Annotated in this window: 20 protein-coding genes; 15 read left to right on the top strand and 5 right to left on the bottom strand. The window is 39.4% G+C overall.

Annotated features, from left to right (window positions below; all coding sequences use genetic code 11):
- Positions 1–10 precede the first annotated feature (10 nt).
- The 14 genes from infC to secF all read left to right on the top strand — a co-directional run bounded on the left by infC (position 11) and on the right by secF (position 15,334).
- Positions 11–553, top strand: a complete 543-nt coding sequence (gene infC / locus QQK09_RS12260; protein WP_431312594.1) for a translation initiation factor IF-3 — start codon at positions 11–13, stop codon at positions 551–553.
- A gap of 70 nt (positions 554–623) precedes the next feature.
- A complete protein-coding gene (gene rpmI / locus QQK09_RS12255) occupies positions 624–821 on the top strand; it encodes a 50S ribosomal protein L35 (protein WP_284204437.1) in 198 nt (65 codons plus the stop codon).
- Between the two features lie 17 nt (positions 822–838).
- Positions 839–1,195, top strand: coding sequence for a 50S ribosomal protein L20 (gene rplT / locus QQK09_RS12250; RefSeq protein WP_101108964.1), 357 nt, complete (start codon positions 839–841; stop codon positions 1,193–1,195).
- Between the two features lie 136 nt (positions 1,196–1,331).
- On the top strand, positions 1,332–2,513 hold the full coding sequence (locus tag QQK09_RS12245; RefSeq protein ID WP_284204436.1) for an aminotransferase-like domain-containing protein: 1,182 nt from the start codon (positions 1,332–1,334) through the stop codon (positions 2,511–2,513).
- A gap of 122 nt (positions 2,514–2,635) precedes the next feature.
- The gene (locus QQK09_RS12240; RefSeq protein ID WP_284204435.1) at positions 2,636–3,568 is read left to right on the top strand and encodes a dihydroorotate oxidase; all 933 of its coding nucleotides are present in this window, start codon (positions 2,636–2,638) and stop codon (positions 3,566–3,568) included.
- Positions 3,569–3,661: 93 nt separating this feature from the next.
- Positions 3,662–5,887, top strand: coding sequence for an ABC transporter permease subunit (locus QQK09_RS12235; protein ID WP_284204434.1), 2,226 nt, complete (start codon positions 3,662–3,664; stop codon positions 5,885–5,887).
- A gap of 78 nt (positions 5,888–5,965) precedes the next feature.
- The gene (pstA, locus tag QQK09_RS12230; protein ID WP_284204433.1) at positions 5,966–7,624 is read left to right on the top strand and encodes a phosphate ABC transporter permease PstA; all 1,659 of its coding nucleotides are present in this window, start codon (positions 5,966–5,968) and stop codon (positions 7,622–7,624) included.
- Positions 7,625–7,694: 70 nt separating this feature from the next.
- Positions 7,695–8,507, top strand: a complete 813-nt coding sequence (gene pstB / locus QQK09_RS12225; protein WP_284204432.1) for a phosphate ABC transporter ATP-binding protein PstB — start codon at positions 7,695–7,697, stop codon at positions 8,505–8,507.
- A gap of 182 nt (positions 8,508–8,689) precedes the next feature.
- Positions 8,690–9,397 (top strand): phosphate signaling complex protein PhoU, encoded by a 708-nt coding sequence (gene phoU / locus QQK09_RS12220; RefSeq protein WP_284204431.1) that lies wholly within the window; start codon positions 8,690–8,692, stop codon positions 9,395–9,397.
- A 267-nt stretch (positions 9,398–9,664) separates the two neighbouring features.
- Complete coding sequence (gene queA / locus QQK09_RS12215) at positions 9,665–10,714, top strand: tRNA preQ1(34) S-adenosylmethionine ribosyltransferase-isomerase QueA (RefSeq protein ID WP_284204430.1); 1,050 nt, start codon at positions 9,665–9,667, stop codon at positions 10,712–10,714.
- Positions 10,715–10,826: 112 nt separating this feature from the next.
- Positions 10,827–11,954, top strand: a complete 1,128-nt coding sequence (tgt, locus tag QQK09_RS12210; RefSeq protein WP_284204813.1) for a tRNA guanosine(34) transglycosylase Tgt — start codon at positions 10,827–10,829, stop codon at positions 11,952–11,954.
- Between the two features lie 128 nt (positions 11,955–12,082).
- A complete protein-coding gene (gene yajC / locus QQK09_RS12205) occupies positions 12,083–12,418 on the top strand; it encodes a preprotein translocase subunit YajC (protein WP_284204429.1) in 336 nt (111 codons plus the stop codon).
- A gap of 87 nt (positions 12,419–12,505) precedes the next feature.
- Positions 12,506–14,368, top strand: a complete 1,863-nt coding sequence (gene secD / locus QQK09_RS12200) for a protein translocase subunit SecD (protein ID WP_284204428.1) — start codon at positions 12,506–12,508, stop codon at positions 14,366–14,368.
- A gap of 18 nt (positions 14,369–14,386) precedes the next feature.
- Positions 14,387–15,334: a protein translocase subunit SecF gene (gene secF / locus QQK09_RS12195; RefSeq protein ID WP_284204427.1), complete on the top strand. Its 948-nt coding sequence runs from the start codon at positions 14,387–14,389 to the stop codon at positions 15,332–15,334.
- Positions 15,335–15,418: 84 nt separating this feature from the next.
- On the opposite strand, the gene QQK09_RS12190 is transcribed toward secF, so the two are convergent.
- Genes QQK09_RS12190 through norV form a run of 3 tightly spaced genes read right to left on the bottom strand, consistent with a single transcriptional unit; the run spans position 15,419 to position 18,459 of the window.
- A complete protein-coding gene (locus QQK09_RS12190; protein ID WP_284204426.1) occupies positions 15,419–15,754 on the bottom strand; it encodes a TehB family protein in 336 nt (111 codons plus the stop codon).
- Positions 15,755–15,808: 54 nt separating this feature from the next.
- Complete coding sequence (norW, locus tag QQK09_RS12185; RefSeq protein ID WP_284204425.1) at positions 15,809–16,954, bottom strand: NADH:flavorubredoxin reductase NorW; 1,146 nt, start codon at positions 16,952–16,954, stop codon at positions 15,809–15,811.
- Positions 16,951–18,459 carry an anaerobic nitric oxide reductase flavorubredoxin gene (norV, locus tag QQK09_RS12180; RefSeq protein ID WP_284204424.1) on the bottom strand — a complete coding sequence of 503 codons (1,509 nt, stop codon included), beginning with the start codon at positions 18,457–18,459 and terminating at the stop codon, positions 16,951–16,953. The genes norW and norV overlap by 4 nt, the downstream gene beginning before the upstream one ends.
- Before the next feature lie 208 nt (positions 18,460–18,667).
- Between norV and norR the strand changes: the two genes are divergently transcribed.
- The gene (gene norR / locus QQK09_RS12175) at positions 18,668–20,233 is read left to right on the top strand and encodes a nitric oxide reductase transcriptional regulator NorR (protein WP_284204423.1); all 1,566 of its coding nucleotides are present in this window, start codon (positions 18,668–18,670) and stop codon (positions 20,231–20,233) included.
- Between the two features lie 51 nt (positions 20,234–20,284).
- Here the strand turns inward: norR and QQK09_RS12170 are convergent, their stop codons facing one another.
- Both QQK09_RS12170 and QQK09_RS12165 read right to left on the bottom strand, forming a co-directional pair.
- Positions 20,285–21,694, bottom strand: a complete 1,410-nt coding sequence (locus QQK09_RS12170) for a sigma-54-dependent transcriptional regulator (protein ID WP_284204422.1) — start codon at positions 21,692–21,694, stop codon at positions 20,285–20,287.
- Between the two features lie 31 nt (positions 21,695–21,725).
- Positions 21,726–24,707 (bottom strand): PAS domain-containing hybrid sensor histidine kinase/response regulator, encoded by a 2,982-nt coding sequence (locus QQK09_RS12165; RefSeq protein ID WP_284204421.1) that lies wholly within the window; start codon positions 24,705–24,707, stop codon positions 21,726–21,728.
- Between the last annotated feature and the right edge of the window lie 48 nt (positions 24,708–24,755).

Here is a 24,755-nt window from a genome sequence, read left to right as displayed (position 1 = left end):
GAGAATTGTTATAAAAGGTGCAAGAAAAGCCCCACAACAGGGCAATAAACATCGCTTGAATGAAGAGATCACTGGAACAGACGTTCGTTTATCAGACTCAGAAGGCAAGCCAGTTGGTGTTGTTTCTTTAGAAGAAGCTAAAAACATGGCATTTGAACAGACTCTTGACCTAGTTGAGATTAGTCCAAATGCGGAGCCACCAGTTTGTCGCATCATGAATTATGGCAAGTTTCTTTATGAAAAGAGCAAGTCCGCAAAAGAACAGCGGAAGAAACAGGTTCAAGTCCAGCTGAAGGAAATAAAATTCCGTCCTGGAACTGACGAAGGCGATTATCAGGTAAAACTACGCAACCTGACTCGCTTTTTAACCGAGGGTAACAAGGCTAAAGTAACACTACGTTATCGTGGTCGTGAAATGGCACACCAATCACTTGGACTAGATCTACTAAACCGTATCAAAGCGGATTTAGCAGAGATATCTAATGTTGAATCTTTCCCGAAAATGGAAGGTCGACAAATGGTGATGGTACTTGGCCCTAAACGTGCTAGCTAAGGCATAAAGTAGTCGATTTTTCGGCTCGCCTTACTGGTTTATATTAACTTAGAACAATGCGGAGTTCGCAATGCCTAAAATGAAAACGAACAAAGGTGCTGCAAAGCGCTTTAAAAAGACTGCTTCTGGCGGCTTTAAACGTAAACAATCACATTTACGTCACATCCTTACTAAGAAATCTACTAAGCGTAAGCGTCACCTACGTGCACAAAGCATGGTAGCAAAAGTAGATGTACCTAGTGTTAACAGAATGTTACCATTCGCTTAAGAAGTAAGGAATAAAAAATGCCAAGAGTAAAACGTGGTGTACAAGCTCGTGCACGTCATAAAAAAGTCTTAAAACAAGCTAAAGGTTATTACGGTGCTCGTTCACGTGTTTATCGCGTAGCAGTACAAGCAGTAACTAAAGCAGGCCAATACGCTTACCGTGACCGTCGTCAACGTAAACGTGTTTTCCGTCAACTTTGGATTGCGCGTATCAACGCTGCATCTCGTGTTAGCGGTCTATCTTACAGCCGTTTCATCAATGGTCTGAAAAAGGCTTCTGTTGAAATCGATCGTAAGATCCTTGCTGATATCGCAGTATTTGATAAAGCAACATTTGCTCATTTAGTTGAAGTAGCTAAAAAAGCACTTGCTTAATCTTTTCTGATTAGTAAAAGATTTATAAAGGAGACATTATGTCTCCTTTTTTTTTGCCTTTAACGCTTGTTATTTCAGGGTAAATAACATAAAAATAACAATCTAGTTTTAATAATCGTAATTATGGATAATTTATATGAATGAACTTTTCTCAAATCGTATCTCAAGCGTGCCTCCTTCCTTTATTCGTGAGATTTTAAAAGTCGCGGTTGATCCTCAAATTATCTCTTTTGCTGGCGGTTTACCCAACCGTGATCTATTTCCTGTCGAAGCACTGCAAAAAGCAACCAACGATATTTTTAACGATGATGGAAAAGATATTTTACAATATACCGGCACTGAAGGTTATTTACCGTTACGTGAAATGATTGCTGCGGACTACAAACGCAAAGGAATCGATGTACAGGTTGATGAAATTCTTATTACTAATGGCTCTCAGCAAGGACTGGATCTATTAGGCAAGGTATTAATCAATGAAGGTGATGAAGTCTTAATAGAAGAGCCTGGTTATTTAGGTGCAATTCAAGCATTTGAGGTCTACCTTGCTAAATTCAACTCAGTTGCTGTCGGGCAAGAGGGGATGGATATCCCTGCACTTAAAGAAGCGCTGATAGGTAGCAAAGCCAAGTTGATGTACACCGTCCCTAATTTTCAAAATCCATCGGGCATCTCATATACTAATGAGAACCGTCAAGCTGTTGCTGATTGCTTGCGTGAAACCACCACATTGCTGATTGAAGATAACCCTTACGGTGATTTACGATTTGCAGGTGAGGAGAAAACGTCATTTAAATCATTATTACCAGAGCAAACTATTTTATTAGGTTCATTCTCTAAAATTGTTGTGCCATCATTTCGATTAGGTTGGATCGTTGCGCCTAAAGTCTTAATGGAAAAATTAGTAATTGCTAAACAGGCGGGTGACTTACACTCGAATTATTTCTGTCAGCGTGTATTACACCGCTTTTTACTTGATAATGATTTACAAGCACACATTAAAAAGATTATTCACGTTTACGGAAAACAAAAATTAGTGATGGAAAATGCAATTAAACGCTGTTTTCCTGAACAAGTAACTTATTTAAACCCTGAAGGTGGTATGTTCCTTTGGGTGACATTACCTGATTCATTAGCTGCAATGGATGTGTTTGATAAAGCGATTGAACAAAAGGTAGCGTTTGTACCTGGCGACCCATTTTATGTGACTAAACGGGGGATGAATACACTACGTTTAAATTTTTCTAGTGTTGACCCTGAGGTGATCGAAGAGGGAATTACACGTTTAGGTAAAGTTTTACATGACCTGTTAGATAAATAAATAATCTATTTTTTCAACAAGTTATTAAAAGCCAATCATTTGATTGGCTTTTTTGTTTCTAATCAAATTTGAAAATGTGATCTGTAATACACTTGTGCCGAAATTAATCATCGGAGAGTGAAATGAGTGTAGATTTATCAACAAATATCGCTGGCGTTAACTTAAGCAGCTACCTTATGAACGCATCAGGCCCAAAATGTACCACATGGGAAGAGCTTGAAGTTATCGGACAATCAGCATCTAGTGCCATTGTCACTAAGTCTTGTACGATGGCATTTAGAGAGGGTAACCCTGAGCCTCGTTATAGTGATTTACCACTAGGCTCAATTCAATCAATGGGCTTACCAAACTTAGGTTACAAAGCATATCTTGAAATGGTGCCGCAATTAAAGGCATTAGGTAAAGCGGTTGTTGTCAGTATATCTGGTTTTAGTATTGAAGATAATATCGAGATGGTGAGTGCATTTCAAAACAGTGACGTAGATTTAATAGAAGTTAATTTCTCTTGTCCAAACATCCCTGGTAAAGCACAAGTTGCTTACGATTTTGAACAGGTTGAAACTGCATTAGCCGCTTTAACGGTTTTAGGTGATAAACCTATCGGAATTAAATTAGCACCTTATTTTGATATGTCTCATTTTATCGCAATGGCTGAGATCTTAAAAAAATTCCCTGTTAAATTTATTACTTGTGTAAATTCTATTGGTAATACATTAATTATTGATCCAGAAACTGAATCACCAATCATTAAACCTAAAGGTGGTTTTGGTGGTTTATGTGGAGATTATATTAAACCTATTGGTCTTGCTAATGTACGAGCTTTTCGTGAATTATTACCTGAATCAGTACAAATTATTGGTGTGGGTGGCATTAAAAATGGTGTTGATGCCTTTGAATACCTGCTTGCTGGTGCAGATGCAGTACAAATTGCGACTTGCTTCGAAAAAGAGGGCGCTGTTTGTTTCGAACGTATCGAAAATGAATTAAAAGCATTCATGGCCCAAAAAGGTTATACCAAGTTAATTGATGCTAAAGGTAAATTAAAACCTTTATAAAATAACAGATAAATCATTTAAAGATATGACTGTAATATAACTGTCACAAAAGCGTAATATACTGCCCAGCATCAATAATACTGGAGAGTTTTAATGCAAAGTGATTTGTCAAACCAATTACGCGCCAACCAAAAGCGCGTAATTAAAGATAAACTGGTGAAATACAGTATCAGTAGTGGAGGTGCGCTTGTTTTAGTCACCTTACTGCTTATATTTGGCTACCTTCTTTATGTCGTTTTACCCATTTTTGCACCGGTTTCAATCGAGGTCGAAAAGCAGTTTACCCAAACGAAGAATGAAAAAATTTATGCACTTGGTCTTGATGAGCAAAACGATATTAGCTTTCAGATTGATGAGCAGGGAACTATCTCATTTATTTCATTACGAGAGCACGATCTTGGGGATATGTTACTGCAGAAAAAGATGCTGTCTTCTCCCGTTGCTTTTGCACAAACCTCTCCGCGACATAATACCCACCTGTTAACCAATCAAACAGGGCAAGCGATTATTTTCAAGCCGGAGTTTGATACCAGTTACCCCAATGATCAACGTCTTATTTCACCTCGTATTAGTTATCCATTTGGTGATCAGTTGATTGATATTGACCCACAGGGTAAAGCAATTAATGTTGTTAGTTTTGAACTGGATGATGAGTATGCCGCTATCGCAGCAGTAACTAGTGATAATCGTGGTTTGTTGGTCGTTTTCAATGCAACCGAAGATATGATGACTGAGGAAATTGTTTGGGAATCTGAGTTGATTGAATTACCATCGATGCCTAAAAACGTGTCTCAGATGTTACTCAGTCCAGATTTCAATAACCTATTTATCCGCTCTAATGATAATTTAATTGTTTACGATATTTCTGATGCCGATAATATTCGCCTTAAATCAGCAATGTCAGTGAATGCACCGGGCAGCCATGTGACTGATATTCAATTGTTGACCGGGGCTAGCTCTTTGATGGTAGCCAATGAAAATGGTGTTATTAGTCAATGGTTCGAAGTCTTAAAAGACAATAAACGTTCATTTACTTTTATACGTGATTTCTCTGCTGGTGAAAGTATTGCAGATATTGTTCCTGAATTTTTCCGTAAAGGTTTTTTGACGACCGATAAGCAGGGCTACCTATCAATTTTTCATACTACAGGTGACACACGGTTACTAAATGAAAAAGTAAGTAATAATGAAAACCTTTCCGTTGCTTTTTCTCCACGTGCTAATGCACTGTTAGTCGTTGATTCACAACAGGTCACATTATATACCCTTGATAATGAGCACCCTGAAATTACTTGGTCAGCTTTATGGCAAAAAGTGTGGTATGAAGGTTATCCTGAAGCTTCATACCTATGGCAATCAACTTCTGCAAGTGATGATTTTGAAGCCAAAATGAGTTTAGTTCCGATCTCTTTTGGTACGATTAAAGCAGCCTTTTATGCAATGTTATTTGCTGTGCCAATTGCCATTTCAGGTGCTGTTTATACCGCATATTTCATGTCATCTTCAATTCGTTCATATGTTAAACCCACAGTTGAAATAATGGAGGCCTTACCAACGGTTATATTAGGTTTTCTTGCGGGTTTATGGCTTGCGCCTCTGATTGAAAATCAACTGCCAGGAATCATATTGTTATTGATTACACTGCCGTTGAGTATATTTGTCACTGCCGCATTATGGACGTTACTGCCAAATAATATCAAACAGGCAATTCCAGAGGGTATTCATCCACTGATTCTTATCCCTGTTTTATTATTAGCAGGTTATATGTCGATGAGTTTTAGTGACACGCTTGAACTATGGTTATTTGATGGTGATACGCGTATGTATCTTACTAATGAGCTTGGAATTAATTTCGACCAACGTAACTCTTTAATTGTTGGTATTGCGATGGGCTTTGCAGTGATTCCAACCATCTATTCTATTGCCGAAGATGCTATTTTTAGTGTGCCAAAAAGTTTGACCATGGGTTCACTTGCGTTGGGTGCGACACCTTGGCAAACATTAGCAAAAGTAGTTATTTTAACGGCAAGCCCAGGTATCTTCTCTGCGGTTATGATGGGCACTGGGCGTGCTGTTGGTGAGACGATGATTGTACTGATGGCAACGGGTAATACTCCGATCATGGATTGGAACATATTTGAAGGAATGCGCTCACTGTCAGCCAATATTGCTGTTGAGATGCCGGAGTCTGAAGTGGGAAGTTCACATTATCGTGTGCTGTTTTTAGCCGCTTTTGTACTATTTCTGTTTACCTTTGTATTTAACACCGTGGCAGAACTTGTTCGCCAACGTTTACGCGAAAAGTATTCAAGCCTGTAGTTCAGGTTAATAGCTGCATACTAGTAACTTAGTATCGAAACGATAACAGATGATAGTAAAGTGTTAATAGGGAATTTTATGAATAAGTGGTTTAAATCAGGTACCCCTTGGATCTGGATGACCGGTGGTGCCGTAAGTGTCAGTTTGATCATGGTGATCGGATTGTTTGTGTTGATTGGTTGGAGAGGCTTAAGTTTCTTCTGGCCTGCAACTGTCTATGAATTTGATATGGTTGATAGTCAAGGTGTTCATAGCAATGTGATAGGCGAAATCTATGACAGTGAAACGGTGCTTAAGCAGCAATTAGTTGATGCCGGTATTACTGGTCTTGAAGGTCGAGGTGATACTTTAGAGCGTTACTTAATTAAAGTCGGTAATCGTGAATATGTAGAACTAGATTTCCAATGGATTTTAGAAACAACGATCGCGGGAAGATATGTGCCGGCAAATATTGTTGTTTTAGAGCGTACGAAAAATGGTAACTTTTATGGTTATATAAAAGAGATTCAAGAAAATGGAAAAACGTTATCCTTTTCTCCTGAGCAACTTGAAATTGAACTTGCCGCAAGATTAGAACTTACCAGTACACTTAAAGCAAAAGAAAATGATCTTTTAAAAGGTGATATAGGGCGTATCAACTTTGAACTAGAAAGAATTAGGCTTAACCAGCGTAAATTAAATCTAGAAGGGACATTAACGCCAGAGAAAATTGTCGAGCTAGAAAATCAATCACAGCAATTGCGTGATGAATATTTGGTCTTAGAAAAACAGTTGTTTGCATACCGTACCGAAGCACAGCGTGATTCAGTGGTAATAACTGATATGACTGGCCGTGATGTGGTCATGCCAATGGCTAAAGTACTTGATTTTTATCTACCAAACAAAATGACATTCTTCGAAAAAGTGAAGCACTGGTTCCATCAAACGGCTAAGTTTGTCAGTGACGATCCTCGCGAAGCAAATACAGAAGGGGGCGTGTTCCCGGCTATATTTGGTACCGTATTTATGGTGATGTTAATGGCGGTGATTGTGACACCATTTGGTGTTATTGCGGCTATTTACTTACATGAGTATGCACCGAAAAATACGATTACTAAATTTATTCGTATTGCGGTGATTAATTTAGCGGGTGTTCCTTCGATTGTATATGGGGTATTTGGATTAGGTTTCTTTGTATATATAGTCGGTGGCAGTATTGACCAATTATTATATCCAGAAGCATTACCTTCACCAACATTCGGATCGCCAGGGGTTTTATGGTCTGCTCTAACATTAGCAATATTGACGTTACCCGTTGTTATCGTATCAACGGAAGAGGGATTAAGTCGTATACCAAGTACTTTACGTGAAGGTTCGTTAGCATTAGGTGCAACAAAATCAGAAACGTTATGGCGTATCATCGTACCGATGGCCAGCCCTGCAATTATGACCGGTTTGATATTGGCCGTTGCACGTGCTGCGGGTGAAGTGGCACCTCTCATGTTAGTGGGGGTGGTAAAAATGGCACCTGCATTACCTGTGGACGGCAACTTCCCATACCTACACTTGGAGCGAAAGTTTATGCACTTAGGTTTCCATATCTACGATGTTGGCTTCCAAAGTCCAAATGTTGAGGCTGCAAGACCATTAGTTTACGCGACCTCATTTTTATTAGTGACCGTCATTATCGGTTTGAACTTAGCTGCGATTGCTATCCGTAATAATTTACGTGAAAAATACCGCGCGTTAGAGCACTAAAAGAACATGTTAATAATGGCTAAACAGATGAGTTTTTAGCGTTACTTAAAGAATTTAGTAGGAAAATAAAATGATCACATTACCAAAATCCACAGCAGAAACAGGCATGTTAACAAATTTGAGTGCTGAAAATACGGCATTAGAAATTAAAAATTTAGATCTTTATTACGGCGATAAGCAGGCGTTGTTCGATGTATCGATGAAAATCCCAAAGGGCAAAGTGACCGCGTTTATCGGACCTTCTGGTTGTGGTAAATCGACACTGTTACGCTGTATTAATCGTATGAATGATCTTGTAGATATCTGTAAAGTGGATGGCAGTATCGAACTTCAAGGTATTAACATCTATGACAAATCTGTTGATGTTGCAGCATTGCGTCGTAAAGTAGGAATGGTATTTCAACGACCAAATCCATTTCCGAAATCTATTTACGAAAATGTTGTTTACGGTTTGCGTTTACAGGGAATTAAAGACCGTCGTAAATTAGATGAAGCGGCAGAAAACTCATTACGCAGTGCGGCATTGTGGAATGAGGTAAAAGACCGCTTGCATGATAATGCGTTTGGTTTGTCGGGCGGTCAGCAACAACGTTTAGTTATTGCCCGTGCGATTGCGATTGACCCTGAAGTCTTATTGCTTGATGAACCAACATCGGCTTTGGATCCTATTTCAACGTTGACCATTGAGGAGTTGATTACCGAGCTTAAAGCGAAGTTTACCGTGGTTATCGTAACCCATAATATGCAACAGGCTGCACGTGTTTCAGATCAAACTGCGTTTATGTATATGGGTAAGCTGATTGAATATGATGATACGAATACGCTATTTACGACGCCAAATAAAAAGCAAACCGAAGATTATATAACAGGGCGCTACGGCTAAAAACCATTCATTACGTCGCTATTTAATCTTATTTCATCGTTGAAAAATGCTCATTTAAAAAACTAAATTGCGCGTTTTCGCCTAGAACTATGAATAAATAGCTTAGTTCTGAACCGTTATTACAACTCTATAAATAATTTTATAAACACAGACAACAGTAATTGAGTTAAAAAGGATAAATCATGGAAGCGTTAAACCTAAATCGTCATATTTCAGGCCAGTTTAATAGCGAACTCGAGAGTGTACGTAACCAAGTGATGCAGATGGGCGGGCTTATTGAGCAACAACTTGCTGATGTATTAAATGCGATGGCTGATAATAATGTTGACCTAGCACGCCGTGTCATAGCAAAAGATAAAGAAGTGAATCAATTTGAGTCAAATGTAGACCAAGAGTGTTCTCGTATTATTGCCAAACGTCAGCCTGCTGCGAGTGATTTACGATTAATCCTAACCATTATGAAAACCATTACTGAACTTGAACGCATTGGTGATGGTGTTGCAGGTATTGCATCAATGGTAATTGAAAACCATGGTAAAGAGGTGCCATCATTGATCGGTCTTGAAAATATGGGACAGATTGTGTTGAAGATGTTGCATAATTCACTCGATGCCTTTACACGCCTCGATATGAAAGCAGCGATTGCGATTCATAGCGAAGATAAAAAAGTTAATCGTCAATACGAAAGTATTGTGCGTGAATTGATGACCTTTATGATGGAAGACCCACGGTCTATTCCCTTTATTCTTAAAGTCTTAGCTTCAGCGCGTTCAATTGAACGTATTGGTGATCGTTGTCAAAATCTATGTGAACAAATCGTTTACTTGGTGGAAGGTGTGGATGTACGCCATGCAACAGAAGAGGAACTAAACGCATTATTATCTGAATAATCTATTTGGTATCAATATCGGCCTGCAGTGTTACCTGTAGGTCGTATTCCTCTATAAAGGGTAATACCTCCTTATCTTTTCTCCCGATACTTGATGTTATTTGATTATGATATTGAGCCTGTTAGTTTTTATTCATCTCAGCTTTTAACTTAAACAATCAGCTACAACGTATCTGAATGAGGGATATTTAACCGTTGTCCTGTTTATGCATGTTGCAGAGCATTCTTAGTAGGGTATAATCCTCGCTTTATTTTGCGGAACCTACTCATGAAAGTCTCTGATTTCTCTTTTGAATTACCTGAATCATTAATCGCACGTTACCCAAAAGAGGAACGTAGTGGTAGTCGATTACTTTCACTTGATGGTATTTCCGGTGAAATCAATCATCTGCAATTCCCCGATATCCTTGATCTTATCAATAAAGATGATCTACTTATTTTTAATGATACCCGTGTTATTCCAGCACGTTTGTTTGGTGAGAAAGAAACGGGTGGCAAAATTGAAGTGTTGGTCGAGCGTGTTTTAGATGAAACCAGTTTTCTTGCTCACGTTCGCAGTTCAAAATCGCCTAAACCTGGTTGCAAGTTACGTTTAGAAAATAGCGTTGATGCAGTGATGGTAAAGCGTCAAGGACCGTTATTTGAAATTCATATCAATAACGAACAATCAGTTTTAGAAGTATTAGAAAACATCGGGCATATGCCATTACCGCCTTATATTGACCGTCCTGATGAAGATGCAGATAAAGAGCGTTACCAAACGGTTTATAATAAAAATCCGGGTGCGGTTGCAGCCCCAACAGCTGGCCTGCATTTTGATGAAAATATTTTAGAAAAAATAAAGCAAAAAGGGGCTGACTTAGCCTTTGTTACTTTGCATGTTGGCGCGGGTACTTTCCAGCCAGTTAAAGTTGACAATATTCTTGAACACCATATGCACAGTGAATTAGCTCAAGTTTCTCAGGAGGTGGTGGATAAAATCATCGCAACCAAGAAAAATGGCGGTCGCGTGATCGCTGTTGGGACAACTTCTGTACGTTCTATTGAGAGTGCCGCAGCGGCTACCCTTGCAAAAGGTGAACAACTCGCACCCTATTTTGCAGAGACCGATATCTTTATCTATCCTGGTTATAAATTTCAAATTGTTGATGCAATGTTGACCAACTTTCACTTGTCAGAATCAACGCTATTGATGCTGGTTAGTGCATTTTCAGGCAAAGAACATATCGATAAAGCCTATAAAATAGCTATTCAAGAGCAATATCGCTTCTTTAGTTATGGTGACGCGATGTTTTTGACCAATAAAGAAAGCAAATAGTAGTTAGTAATTAGCAACGTTTTTTACAAGTAGTACAGCAACAAGTATTTAAATAACAGCAATGTTAACAGTAATAGTCGGACTGTTTTTCCGACGAGGAATAAAAATGAAAATGAAATATGATCTTTTAGCAACCGATGGTCGTGCACGTCGTGGTCGTTTGACCTTCGAGCGTGGCACGGTTGAAACGCCTGCATTTATGCCTGTTGGTACATACGGCACAGTAAAAGGAATGACACCAGAAGAGGTTGATGCAACCGGCGCTGAGATTTTACTGGGTAATACTTTCCACCTATGGCTACGCCCTGGACAAAAAGTAATTAAGCAACATGGTGATCTGCATGATTTCATGAAGTGGAATGGTCCAATCTTAACTGACTCAGGCGGTTTCCAAGTATTCAGCCTTGGTAAAATGCGTAAAATTAAAGAAGAAGGTGTTTACTTCCGTAGCCCGGTTAACGGCGATGAAGTGTTTTTATCACCAGAAATTTCAATGGAAGTACAATACGACCTGGGTTCTGACATTGTGATGATCTTTGACGAATGTACGCCGTACCCTGCGACTGAGCAAGAAGCGGATATTTCAATGAAATTATCATTACGTTGGGCTGAGCGTAGTCGTCAACGTTTTGATGAACAAGAAAATCCGAATGCACTGTTTGGTATTATTCAAGGTGGTTGTTATGAGCACCTTCGTGATGAATCATTAGCAGGTCTTGAAAAAATCGGTTTTGATGGTTATGCAGTTGGTGGTTTAGCGGTTGGTGAGCCAAAAGAAGATATGCACCGTATTTTAGATCATGTAACGACTAAAATCCCTGAAGGCAAACCTCGCTACTTAATGGGCGTTGGTAAACCACAGGATCTAGTTGAAGGTGTTCGTCGTGGTGTTGATATGTTCGATTGTGTTATGCCTACACGTAATGCACGTAACGGTCATCTATTTACCACGGATGGTGTTGTTAAAATTCGTAACGCTAAACATCGTGAAGATACAAGTCCTTTAGATGCAGAATGTGATTGTTATACATGTAAAAATTACACCCGTGCATACCTATATCACCTTGACAAGTGTGGAGAAATCTTGGGTGCACGCCTAAACACGATCCATAACTTACGTTACTACCAACGTTTGATGAAAGGTTTGCGTGATGCCATCGAGCAAGGTACATTAGACCAATTCGTCGATACGTTTTATAAACGAGTTGGTATTGAAAAACCAGTTATTGACGAACTATAAGAAGATGACTAATTAAACGTCTCTTTTTCGAGACGTTAATAGAAGTTGGTATGACCTAATAGCAACTTCTATTTATAGTCGCATAATAAATAACAACTTTTAAATTTTATTTTACAGGGGATATCCAAATGAGTTTTTTCATTTCACAAGCACATGCAGCAGCTGAAGGCGGCGCAGAACAAGGCGGTTTTTCTTTCATCTTTATGATGCTTATCTTTGCCGGTATTTTTTACTTCATGATCTACCGTCCACAAGCACGTCGTACTAAAGAACATAAAAACCTAATGGAAAGCATGGGTAAAGGCGATGAAGTATTAACATCTGGTGGATTAATTGGTCGTATCGTTAAAATCAATGCTGAAAACGAATACGTTCAAATTGAATTAAACGAAACTAACGTAATCTCACTTAAAAAAGATTTTATTACTGCCGTGCTTCCAAAGGGCACACTTAAGTCAATCTAATCAAACAGAGCGAAATCGGAAACGATTTCGCTTTTTTCTTATGTCAATGACAACTCTCGTTATTGGCAGTACATAAAGGACTGTATTGTGTTAAATAAATACCCTATGTGGAAGTATCTTCTGCTTGGCGCGATTGTGCTAATCAGTTTACTTTACGCAGCGCCAAACCTATATGGCGAAGATCCTGCCATTCAAATCTCAGCAACTCGTGGTGCTACTGTTGAACTCGCTACTCTCGATAAAGTCGAAACGCTATTAAGCGAAGCTAACATCTCTCCTAAAAGCACTGTATTAGAAAATGGACAAATATTAGTTCGCCTTACTTCAAGTGAAGACCAACTTATCGCACGTGAAGTGATTGGTGAAGAACTCGGTGATGGTTTTGTCAGCGCACTTAATTTAGCGCCTGCAACACCTGATTGGTTAGAAGCTATTGGTGGTGCACCGCTGAAACTTGGCCTTGATTTACGTGGTGGTGTTCATTTCTTAATGGAAGTGGACATGGATGAAGCGGTTGCTAAAGCACAAGAACAGATGGTTCAAGATTTCCGTGCAGAACTTCGTGAGCAAAAAATCCGCTTCCGTGGTATTCGTAAAGCGAATACAGAAACTGGGATTATTTTACGTTTTACAAGCCAAGAAGTGCTTGATAAAGCGGTTGATTACCTGAAACCTATTAATCCAGGTTATTTATTCGATGATGCACAAGATAACAGCGAGTTCGTATTAACTGTTGCAATGAGCGATGAAAAACTAAAAGCGACTAAAGAAGATGCGTTACAACAAAACTTAGGTATTCTTCGTAATCGTGTTAATGAACTTGGTGTTGCTGAGCCGTTAGTACAGCGTCAAGGTGCAGATCGCATCGTAGTTGAATTACCGGGTGTTCAAGACACTGCACGTGCAAAAGAGATTTTAGGGGCGACTGCAACATTAGAGTTTCACCCTGTCGACTCTGAAACGGATATTAACGATGCATTAGTCGGTCGTTTACCGTCATCAAGTATTGTTTATAAAGAGCGTGATGGGCGTCCTCATGTGATCAAAAAGAGCATTATTCTAACTGGTAACCATATCGTCGATGCGCAATCTAGCTTAGATGAATACGGTCGTGCACAGGTTAATATCTCACTTGATTCACAAGGTGGCAGCAAAATGTCACGCTTTACCAAAGATAATATTGGTAAGCCGATGGCGACGCTGTTTATCGAATATTTACCAACAGGTAAAAAGAAAGCCAATGGTAAAACTGAGATTGAGAAGCGTGAAGAGATTGCTAATGTTGCAACGATTCAAGCGCAACTTGGCCGTAGTTTCCGTATTACTGGTTTAGACAATGCTGCTGAAGCACATAACTTAGCGTTATTGCTACGTGCAGGTGCGCTAATTGCACCGATTCAAATCGTTGAAGAGCGCACAATTGGTCCAAGCCTTGGTAAACAAAATATCGACAATGGTATCAAAGCGATGGTATATGGTTTGCTAGCTGTGGTTCTGTTCATGTTCTTCTATTACCGTAAATTTGGTGCTATTGCTAATACTGCATTGATATTTAATATTGTTATGATTGTTGGTTTGATGTCGATGATACCAGGGGCGACGTTAACGCTGCCGGGTATTGCAGGTATTGTATTAACTGTCGGGATGGCTGTTGATGCCAACGTATTGATCTTTGAACGTATTCGTGAAGAGATTAAAGCGGGTAAATCGATCCAACGTGCAATTAATGAAGGTTATTCAAATGCTTTCTCAACCATTGCCGATGCAAATATTACTACATTAATTACTGCTATTATCTTGTTTGCAGTGGGTACAGGCCCAATCAAAGGCTTTGCTGTAACATTAATGATCGGTATTGCGACTTCTATGTTTACCTCTATTTTTGGTACACGTGCAATAGTAAACGCAATTTGGGGTGGACGAAATGATATTAAGAAATTGTCTATCTAAGGCGTTTAAGGAAATACTATGATTGAATTATTTAAGGGAACAACGCCCATTCGTTTTATGAAATACTCAAAGCCGGCAACATGGCTTTCAGCATTTCTAATCATTGCTTCTATTGCGACATTGAGTATCAATAGAATCAACTGGGGCCTTGATTTCACCGGTGGTACATTAATCGAAGTGGGTTTTGATCAACCCGCTGTGTTACCAGATGTACGTGAAACATTAGAACAAGCTTCTTTTGAGGGAGCTGTGGTACAGCACTTTGGTAGTAGCCATGAAGTCTTGATCCGGATTGCACCACGTGAAGGCGTAAAGGGTGTGGTTATTGGTCAAGAAGTATTAGCAGCATTACAAAGTGCTGACTATGGCAATGTCGATATGCGTCGTATCGAATTTGTTGGTCCAAACGTAGGTGCTGAACTTGCAGAGGATGGCGGTCTAGCAATTATAATCGCATTAATCTGTATCATGATTTACGTAAGTGCTCGATTTGAGTGGCGTTTAGCTGCGGGTGCGGTAATGGCATTGGCACATGATATCATCATCACCTTAGGTGTTTTTTCATTGTTCCAATTAGAATTCGACCTAACGGTATTAGCGGCATTACTTGCTGTAGTGGGGTATTCATTGAATGATACGATTGTTGTATTTGACCGTATCCGTGAAAATTTCCGTTTGATGAGCACCTCAACACCTGATCAAGTCGTTGACCACTCGATTACACAAACGCTTAACCGTACGATGATCACATCGGGTACCACTATTTTTGTACTTGTTTCATTGTTTGTTGTTGGTGGCGCATTAATACATGGATTTTCTACTGCATTATTGATTGGTATTTTCGTAGGTACTTATTCATCAATTTACGTAGCAAGCGCAACAGCCGTTAAGCTAGGTGTTAATCGCTTACACATGATTCCAGAAGTGATTGAGAAAGAGGGTGCGGATCAAGACGCACTAATGTAATCAATAATTTCCATCATTTGATATAATAAAATGCCACTTTTAAAGTGGCATTTTTTTTATTCATATTGTAATTTCATTTAGCAATTATTTTTTATGGAACATTGCTTGGTCTGTTTTATCTTTATCGGACCAAAAGTTAATATGGAACTGCGCATCATCGCTTAATTCGATACGGTGCCAATATTGTGGAGGACTTGTCGCGAATTGTCCCGCTTCAATAACCACTTTGACTTCTGGCTCTGTTGCATCTGAATCTGCGAAACCATAATAAGTCACGGTGCCTTCCATAACACATAACTGACCGAATACTTCCGCGGCCGTATTATGATGTGTAAGCAGTGCGTTTGGTACATTATCTTTAGTAAAAAAAGGGGTTGAACGTTGGATTGTCCAGTTTGCTGGAATACGTAAATGAGACATAATATAACTCCTAAGGTGCAGGCCTAAATAAAGCCTGCTGATTAATGTTTGTTATTAAAGGTTCGCAGGTAATGCGCGTAATAGTGGAAAAGCATTTTTCATATGCCCCTCGGTGACAACAAAACCTATCATCTGTTTATGTTGGTTATAGGCTTTTACTGAACTGCCTAACTCATCAATTTCAACTTGCCAAGAAGTTGCACCCATCACTGTGTCACCACCTAATTGAATCGGCATTAATGGCGTTTTTACTTTAATCAGCATTGCTGGCAACGCTAAATCTGTTGGCTGTGCTAATAATGTTTTTGCAAGTGCGTTAGCGCTTAACATAATAGGCTGTAAATAGGCTCTCACTTTACCGTTGATCTCAGCACAATCACCTAATGCATAAACATGTTGTGCTGAAGTTTGTAACTGCTGATTAACCAATATGCCCATGTTAACCTCTAGCCCCGAGTTTTTTGCTAACCCAGTATTTGCTTTTAATCCTGCCGCTGAGATAACACAATCTACTTCGCATATTTCAGTACTGTTTAACAGTGCACAAATTCCAGTATTAGTACGGCTTAATGAACTAATTGATCTGTTTAACTTGAAGGTAATACCCGCTGCTTGCATCTTTTTCTGTAATGCATCAGCAATGATGGTCGGTAACATGTTTGCCATAACCGCTTCACTTGGATCCACCACCGTGACACTTTTACCACAGCTCGCAAGGTCCATCGCAATTTCAGTGCCGATAAGTCCTGCGCCAATTACTAATATACGCTGTGCATGTTGTAGTTGTGGTTGTGCACTTTCAAATTCTTGTAGGCTGTTTAAGGTGAGCACATCATTATTCATCTCACCTAACATCGGTGGAATAAACGTTTTTGCGCCGGTTGCTAACACCAATTTTGAGTATGGGTGTACGATACCTTGCACAACAATTTGTTGTAGCTTGGTATCGATATGTTCCACTTCAGTAAAAGGATGTAGCGTAATGTTAAACTCGCTAGCAAAATCCGTTGCACTGGTGCGAATAAGATCTGCACTGCTTTGCTGTTTACTAAATACATGACTTAAATCGGGTTTGTTATAATCGTGACCCGCATCAAGTGTAAAAACGCTAATTGGTTGCTCTTTGTTAGTGCGACGAATCGTTTTGATGAGTTGATAGGCACCAAAGCCACTACCAATAATGATAATAGGTGGATTCATGATGCTTTTTCTCCAGCAACGGGGATAAATACATCTTTTCCAAGACCACAATCTGGGCAAAGGAAAGTATCAGGTACCTCATTCCACGGTGTGCCAGGTGCTACTTCTTGATTTGGTTCACCTAGCTTAGGTTCATAAACCCAATTACATACCGTACATAACATCTCTTGTGAGTCAGCGGCCGCCATTTCATTCGTTGCTGCTTGAGTAACAGGTGCTGCATTGACCGGTGTTACTGGTGAAGGATTTACTGCTTGTGCTACTTTGTCTGCCACAGCAGCCTGTATTGTTTTAACATTGTGCAAATCATGTAATGCCCAACTTCTTGCAACATGGCGACCATGTTCACGGCATGCTTGCATCGCTTGTCCATCTGGTCTCCATTTTGCTTTCAGGCCAACAATAGTTTCAAAGCCAGCGTCAGTTAAACGTGTATGGATGCGATCAACAGCACCACCATTCCAGCCATAACTACCAAATGCACCTGCTTTTTTGTCTTTAAAGCGTAGACCCGTTATCTCTTCAAGCATACCTGCTACTTTTGGCATCATGACGTTATTCATGGTTGAAGAGCCAACTAATACACCTTTAGATCGGAATACATTTTCAAGTATTTCATTTTTATCGTGGCGTGATACGTTAAATACTTTTACTGATACTGCAGCGTCAATATCATTAATACCTTGTGCAACAGCATCAGCCATCATACGTGTATTGTTAGACATTGAATCGTAGAAAATAGTGACTCTATCTTCTTGATAATTATCTGCCCATTCTAAGTATTGGTGGATGATCTGCGTTGCATCTTCACGCCAAACAACACCATGTGCGGTTGCAACAATATCAACAGGTAGGTTAAAGCTTAATACCTCATGAATTTTAGCCGTCACCAATGCACTAAATGGCGTTAAGATATTTGAGTAGTAACGGCGACATTGTGCCATTAGCTCTTTCTGATCCACTTCATCGTTAAATAAACGTTCATCGCAGTAATGCTGACCAAATGCATCGTTACTAAATAGCACGGCATCTTCAGTCATGTAAGTCATCATGCTATCTGGCCAATGTAACATCGGTGTTTCAATAAAGATAAGTTGCTTACCATTACCTAGGTCTAACGTATCACCGGTTTTTACAATGTTAAAGTTCCATTCGGGGTGATGGTGTAAACCAGTAATAGAATCGATCGCATTTTCAGTACAATAAATAGGTGTGTTGGGAATTTTAGCCATTAATGATGCAAGAGCACCGGAGTGATCTTCTTCAGCGTGATTAATGACGATATAATCAATCTCGTTAAGGTCTATCTCCATCTCTAGGTTTTGAATAAACTGCAGACTGAAGCGATGATCAACGGTATCGATTAACACGTTTTTCTGTTCGCGGATAAGGTAACTATTATAGCTAGTTCCTTGTGTTGTCTTATACTCAGTACCATGAAAGTCCATTACTTCCCAGTCACGTTGTCCAACCCAATGTATGTTATTTTTAATATGAATAGTCATGTTTTTTGCCTGTATTATTTTAGGATTATTTATAAAGTTATCTACACTATTGCATAGGCTGTGCCATGTTTTTAAGTGTATGATTTTATGTGATAATTGGTTTTATTTTTACAGGGGGGGTCATAATGACAGTTCGTCCTTATTGTCATTTATACAATTATAGTGTCATAATGACATATTAAAAATCTGTTATAGGTAGGAGCTGAAAATGAAAAATAAGCATCAGGCATTAACGCAATTAGCGATTGATCTGACTAATAGTGTATCCAGCCAAGATCGCTTTGATCGTCTTTTATCTGTTATCAGACACCTGTTTAATTGTGATGCCTCAGCATTACTTGCTTTCCAAGACCAACAATTCTCTCCTCTGGCGATTAATGGGCTTTATGATGAGGTATTAGGGCGTCGCTTTAATATTCAGCAACATCCAAGGTTGGAGGCAATTGCGCGTGCGGGTGACGTGGTACGTTTCCCTGCTGATAGTGAATTACCTGACCCCTATGATGGACTGATCGTGAATCATAAAGGTGAGTTAAATGTGCATTCCTGTATCGGTTTACCACTGCTTGCAAACGATCATCTGATTGGTGCACTCACCATTGATGCTTTTGATACGCATAAATTTGAAAAATTTTCTAATGAAGATCTACGTATTATTAGTGCGCTTGCTGCTGCCAGTTTGCATACTTCACTGTTATTAGAAAAGTTAGAAAATCAAACCGGTATGTTTAACCGTGTTGATATGCTTGATACATATGAGCCTCTGCCTACGCAGATGATTGGTCAATCAGTGGGTATCGTGGATTTACAATCGCAAATAAAAGCGGTGGCGGACACTGAATTATCGGTATTAATTACGGGTGAAACTGGCGTGGGTAAAGAGCTCGTGGCTTCGTCGTTACATGCACAATCAAGCCGCTGTAAAAACAATTTAATTTATCTTAATTGTGCCGCATTACCCGAATCAGTTGCCGAAAGTGAACTTTTTGGGCATGTAAAAGGGGCATTTACCGGCGCTATCAGTGATCGTAAAGGTAAATTTGAACTAGCTAATGATAGTACGTTGTTTTTAGATGAAGTGGGTGAATTACCTTTATCGTTGCAAGCTAAGTTATTACGTGCTTTACAGTATGGCGATATACAACGTGTTGGTGATGAGCAAAGCTTAAAGGTGAATACGCGTATTGTCGCTGCGACAAATCGTGCATTGCATGAAGAAGTAAAAGCAGGGCGCTTTCGTGCCGACCTGTACCATCGATTAAATGTATTTCCAGTACATGTCCCCCCATTAAGAGAGCGCGGACATGACGTAGTCTTATTATCTGGCTTTTTTGCAGAGCGATGCCGTGAAAAACTGGGGTTTAGTCATTTATCTATAGATCCCGATGCCATTAAGTTGCTCACTAGCTATACATGGCCGGGTAATGTACGTGAATTAGAGCATGCTATTAATCGTGCTGCTGTCATCGCTAAGTCTCAAAGTAGTGCACACATTGATGCTAAAAATAAGGTTGCTCATTTACACTTAAAACCACCACACTTTCAACTAAGTGAAGATCATCTTTTGACAGAATCAGTAGCAACAATTGATCTGGCATTACAAGAGATACCAACGGTTGCGATTAGTTTGCGGCAGGCAACCGATGATTTTCAAGCTAAATTGATTGAACGAACTTATAACGACAGTAAAAATAATTGGTCAGTGACGGCTAAGAAACTCAACCTAGATACGGGGAATTTACATCGTTTAGCAAAAAGGCTTCATCTTAAATAGCGTTTGGGTGAAAGCATATTCACCCATGGGTTATTTTATTTATCGAAACAGTTATTCCCAGCCCTGTTTTTTACGGTAAATCGTGGAAGGACTGACATCTAATAGTGCGGCTGCTTTGGGAATATTCCCATCACAGTAGTTGATTGCATGTTCGATGGTATTTCGTTCGACCTCTGCAAGGGGTTGAATTTGATCACCCAAGCCAGTACTCATCGTTACCTGAGTTTGGTTACCTTGTTGCGGCGCATTATTGCTTAATTTGGATATTATTGCAGTGGTATCGATACTATTAAGCGGTGCGGGTAGGTGTGATAATTGCACAATAGTATCATTATGTAATACCACAATATTACGAATAATATTTTGTAATTGGCGTACATTACCTGGCCAATCATATTGCTCCATTAACAATGTTTTCACTTCAGGTGAGAAGGTGACAAAGGCTTTGTCTTCCTCTTGTGCATATTCAGTTAAAAACGTGGTCGCAATTTCAATGATATCGCTACCACGTTCACGTAAAGCGGGTAACTGTACAGGTAAAACATGTAAACGGTAATACAGATCTTCACGGAACAGTCCCTTAGCAACATCATCTAAAGGATCGCGGTTGGTTGCACAGATAAAACGTATATCAACCGTTTCAAGCTTATTACTACCCACTTTTTTAAAGGTACCGGTCTGAATAAAACGTAACAATTTGGTTTGTAGGTCGAGGTCCATTTCACATATTTCATCTAAAAATAGACTGCCACCATTGGCTTGTGAAGCCGCACCTTGACGATCTGAGAATGCGCCAGTGAAAGAACCTTTAACATGACCGAATATCTCACTTTCCATTAAATCATGAGGAATAGCACCACAATTCAATGCTACAAAGGGCTTTTTAGCGCGTGGTCCCTGTGCATGAATTGCTTCTGCACACACCTCTTTACCAGTACCACTTTCACCGGTGATAAAAACTGTCGCTTTACTTGGTGCTGCTGCATCAATAATACGATATACCGCTTGCATCGGTAGGCTTGAGCCAATGAAACCGTGGTAATTTTTTCGTTCAAATGTACTTTGATAGTTATCTAATAGGCTTTGTAAGCGAGCACGTTCAAGTAAGTTTTTTACTGAGGTTTTTAGCCGACTAGCAGAGACTGGTTTTTCAAGAAAGTCATCTGCACCCGCACGCATCATATCAACCGCGACATCAACTGAGCTATGTGCAGTAATAACGATTACAAAGCAACTGAACTTCTCTTTATTCATCCAATTAAGGATACTTAGACCATCCATGTCGGGTAATTTATAGTCAAGTAAAATGAGAACTGGTGGTGTCTCTTTAACAAATTTCTGCATTTCAGCACCGGTGGTGACCACGGTTAAATCTAATTGGCTATTTTTTAAATATTGTTCATACAATCTAGCTTGCGGAATAGAGTCTTCTACAATTAGTACTCTTGGATTGGCAGTCATTTATGATGTCCCTATTTATACTTTGTTTTAATTATGAGGTGCTGTCTATAAAGCCTTGTTGGGCACGTTTTGTGAGTAGGTCAAACGATTTATCCGCAACATCTAACAATTGTTTTGCTTCTTTTAATGCTTGTTGATGCTGGTTATCTCTACATAAAACTTCCACTTTCCTTGCTAGTTCATAAAGCTTAGCATTTCCGTGTGCGGCAGCACTACTACCAACGGTATGTGTTTCAAATTCTAGCGTATAGATATCTTCTTTTGTGATAGCTGTATTGATTCTTTCAATACGTTCTAGGCTGTCTTCAATATACAGGGTGATTAATTCAGGCACTATCTCAGCATCGGTGTCAGCAACAAGTTGTAACAAGACCTTTTCATCAACATAATTTTGATCGCTATCATTATCACTCTTTAGCTCACTCATTTCACTTTTCTCACTGTTATCGGCGGCCGTTGAGTTGGTCCAGTGTGCAATACATCCTAAGGTAGCGGCGCGTTTAATTGGTTTACTCAAATAATCATCCATACCCGCGGCTAAAAATCGCTCTTTGTCACCACTTAGGGTATGTGCGGTGAGTGCAATGATGGGTATTTTAGACACTGCACCGGGTAATTCACGAATAACTTTTGTTGCGGTCATGCCATCCATTTCGGGCATGGATATATCCATTAATATAATATCGTATTGCTTATTTTGCACTGCTTCAATGGCTTCATGCCCATTCGCCACTACATCGACACAGAGTTTCGATAGCTCTAAAATGCGTTTTATTACCATTTGATTGGGGATGTTATCTTCGGCAAGTAAAATACGCGTATTCTCAGCAGGGTACTGAATGTTGCCTTTATTAAGCATCTGCTGAATACTGTTCTCATCTGCTATGCCGAGTTCGATAGTAAATTCAAAACTACTGCCTTTTCCTAATTCACTGTGCAGTTTAATTTCACCATTCATCAATGCTACGAGGCGTTTACAAATAGCTAACCCTAATCCTGTTCCCTCATATTTTCTACTGTGGGTTTGGTCAACCATGGTAAATTCTTCAAATAACAGTGCTTGGTTATTTTCATGAATACCAATGCCTGTATCGATGACTTGAAAAGAGACCAATAACGGTTCATTAGTACTGTTTTGCTTACTATCAAGTTGTACATTTAATGTGACGCTACCTTGTTCGGTAAACTTAATGGCATTATTGATCAGATTAATGAGGATTTGTTGGATCCGATCCGGATCTCCTTTAACAAAGCGTGGCAGTTGTTCCGAGGCGATTATATTAAGTGATAGAGATTTTTTATCGGCTAAGTGTTTAAGCAAACTGCCACAATTATTGAGTAAATGGGGAAGATCAAAAGTACTCGATTGCAAGACTTGTTCGTCGATATCCATTTTGGTGAAGTCAAGAATATCGTTGATAATGGTCATTAACAATTCACCAGAGTCTCGCGCGGTTGAGATCAGTGTTAATTGATTGGTCGAGAGGGGGCTTTCTTCCAACAGATCTAAAATGCCTAATACAGCATTCATTGGGGTACGTATTTCATGGCTCATCGACGCTAAAAAATGACTTTTAGATTCATTGCTCGCTTCTGCTTGGCTACGTGCTAAGCGTAATTTTTCTTCAGTATTCTTTTGTTCACTGATGTCCATAAAATGGGCAATATAGTGGGTGATATTTTGATCCTTATCTATCACTGCAGAGATATTTAAATACTCTGGATATATCTCCCCATTTTTACGTTTATTGTAGACTTCACCGCTCCATTTACCCTGTGACACTAAGGTTGACCACATACTGTTATAATATTCAGCAGGGTGGCGACCTGAAGATAAAATATTCGGACTTTTACCTTCAACCTCATGATGCTCGTAACCGGTAATCGTACGAAAAGCTTGGTTGGTACGTATAATTTTTCCCTGTGCATCACTGATAAACATCGCTTCACTTGATTCAAAGGTTTGTGCCGCAAGTCGTAATTCTGTTTCAGCTTCTAAGCGTGAGGTGATATCACGAATAAAGGCAGTAAATATCATGCCTTGCTCGGTTTCAATCGGTGCAATATTAATCTCTATTGGTAAGCTATGCCCTAATTTATGCTGCGCAGTGAGTTGTAAACGCTGTTTAAGCACCGGTGAGTCTTTTGTCAGTAGAAACTTTTTGATGCCATTATTATGTGCATGGCGTCTGTCTTTATTGATAATAAATTCCGCAAGATTATTACCTACTATTTCATCATAGCGCCAACCAAAGGTTTGTTCGGCGACTTGGTTATAGTCAATCACATCACCCGCCTGATCAATGGTGATGATCGCATCTAAAGACGCTGAAAGGATGGCGTGATTATGTGCTTGACTCTGTTTAGTGCCGAGGTGGCTTTTGTTTTTGTTATGCTCATCGTTACTGACCGTTTCAATGTCAGCAGAGGCTTGAGTTGGGACGAAATGCTGGTCGGTTAGATCCTCTTTATGTACGTTTTTTCTGTTTATATATCGATGAAGTAGATATGAAAAGATGACCGAGAAAATTATTTCAATGCAGACAATAAGGAAAAGCCATTTCTTAACTAGCGCATTGGCTTGCTGGACTTGATTAACAGAAAGGGCAATTTCAATTTTTCCATAATATACCCCTTGTTCAATAACACCAATACTGATATCAAACGTTTCTTTACTGCCATGAAGCAGTGAGCTATTAGTAGGCGCTGTACGGTTTAAATATTCGTTATCAGCACCTTCCGCCACAATAAAATCGTTATTACTAATACGCACATAGCTGATATCTGGAAGTGCGAGCAGATCTTCTGTAAAGCTTGCTAAGGTCTTTAAGTCATGAGTAATAAGGGATTCTTTCAATGTCTCACTAAACAATAACACGGTTGATTCAGCACGTTGTTTTAAATGCGCTTGATTGAATTCACTCACGAAACCTGCGCCACAGAAAATCAATATCATGAATAATATTGATTTAGTGATTAGAAGACCCTGTAGTGTTTTTAAACGAAAACTCATTATTAATACCTTTATTGATAATCTTGAGATAGCCTAGATTAGCGCATA

It is taken from the genome of Psychromonas marina, from assembly GCF_030161115.1.
Lineage (GTDB): Bacteria > Pseudomonadota > Gammaproteobacteria > Enterobacterales > Psychromonadaceae > Psychromonas > Psychromonas marina.
The sequence above is the reverse complement of the archived record's forward strand: the minus strand, read 5'-3'. Positions and strand labels throughout refer to the sequence as shown.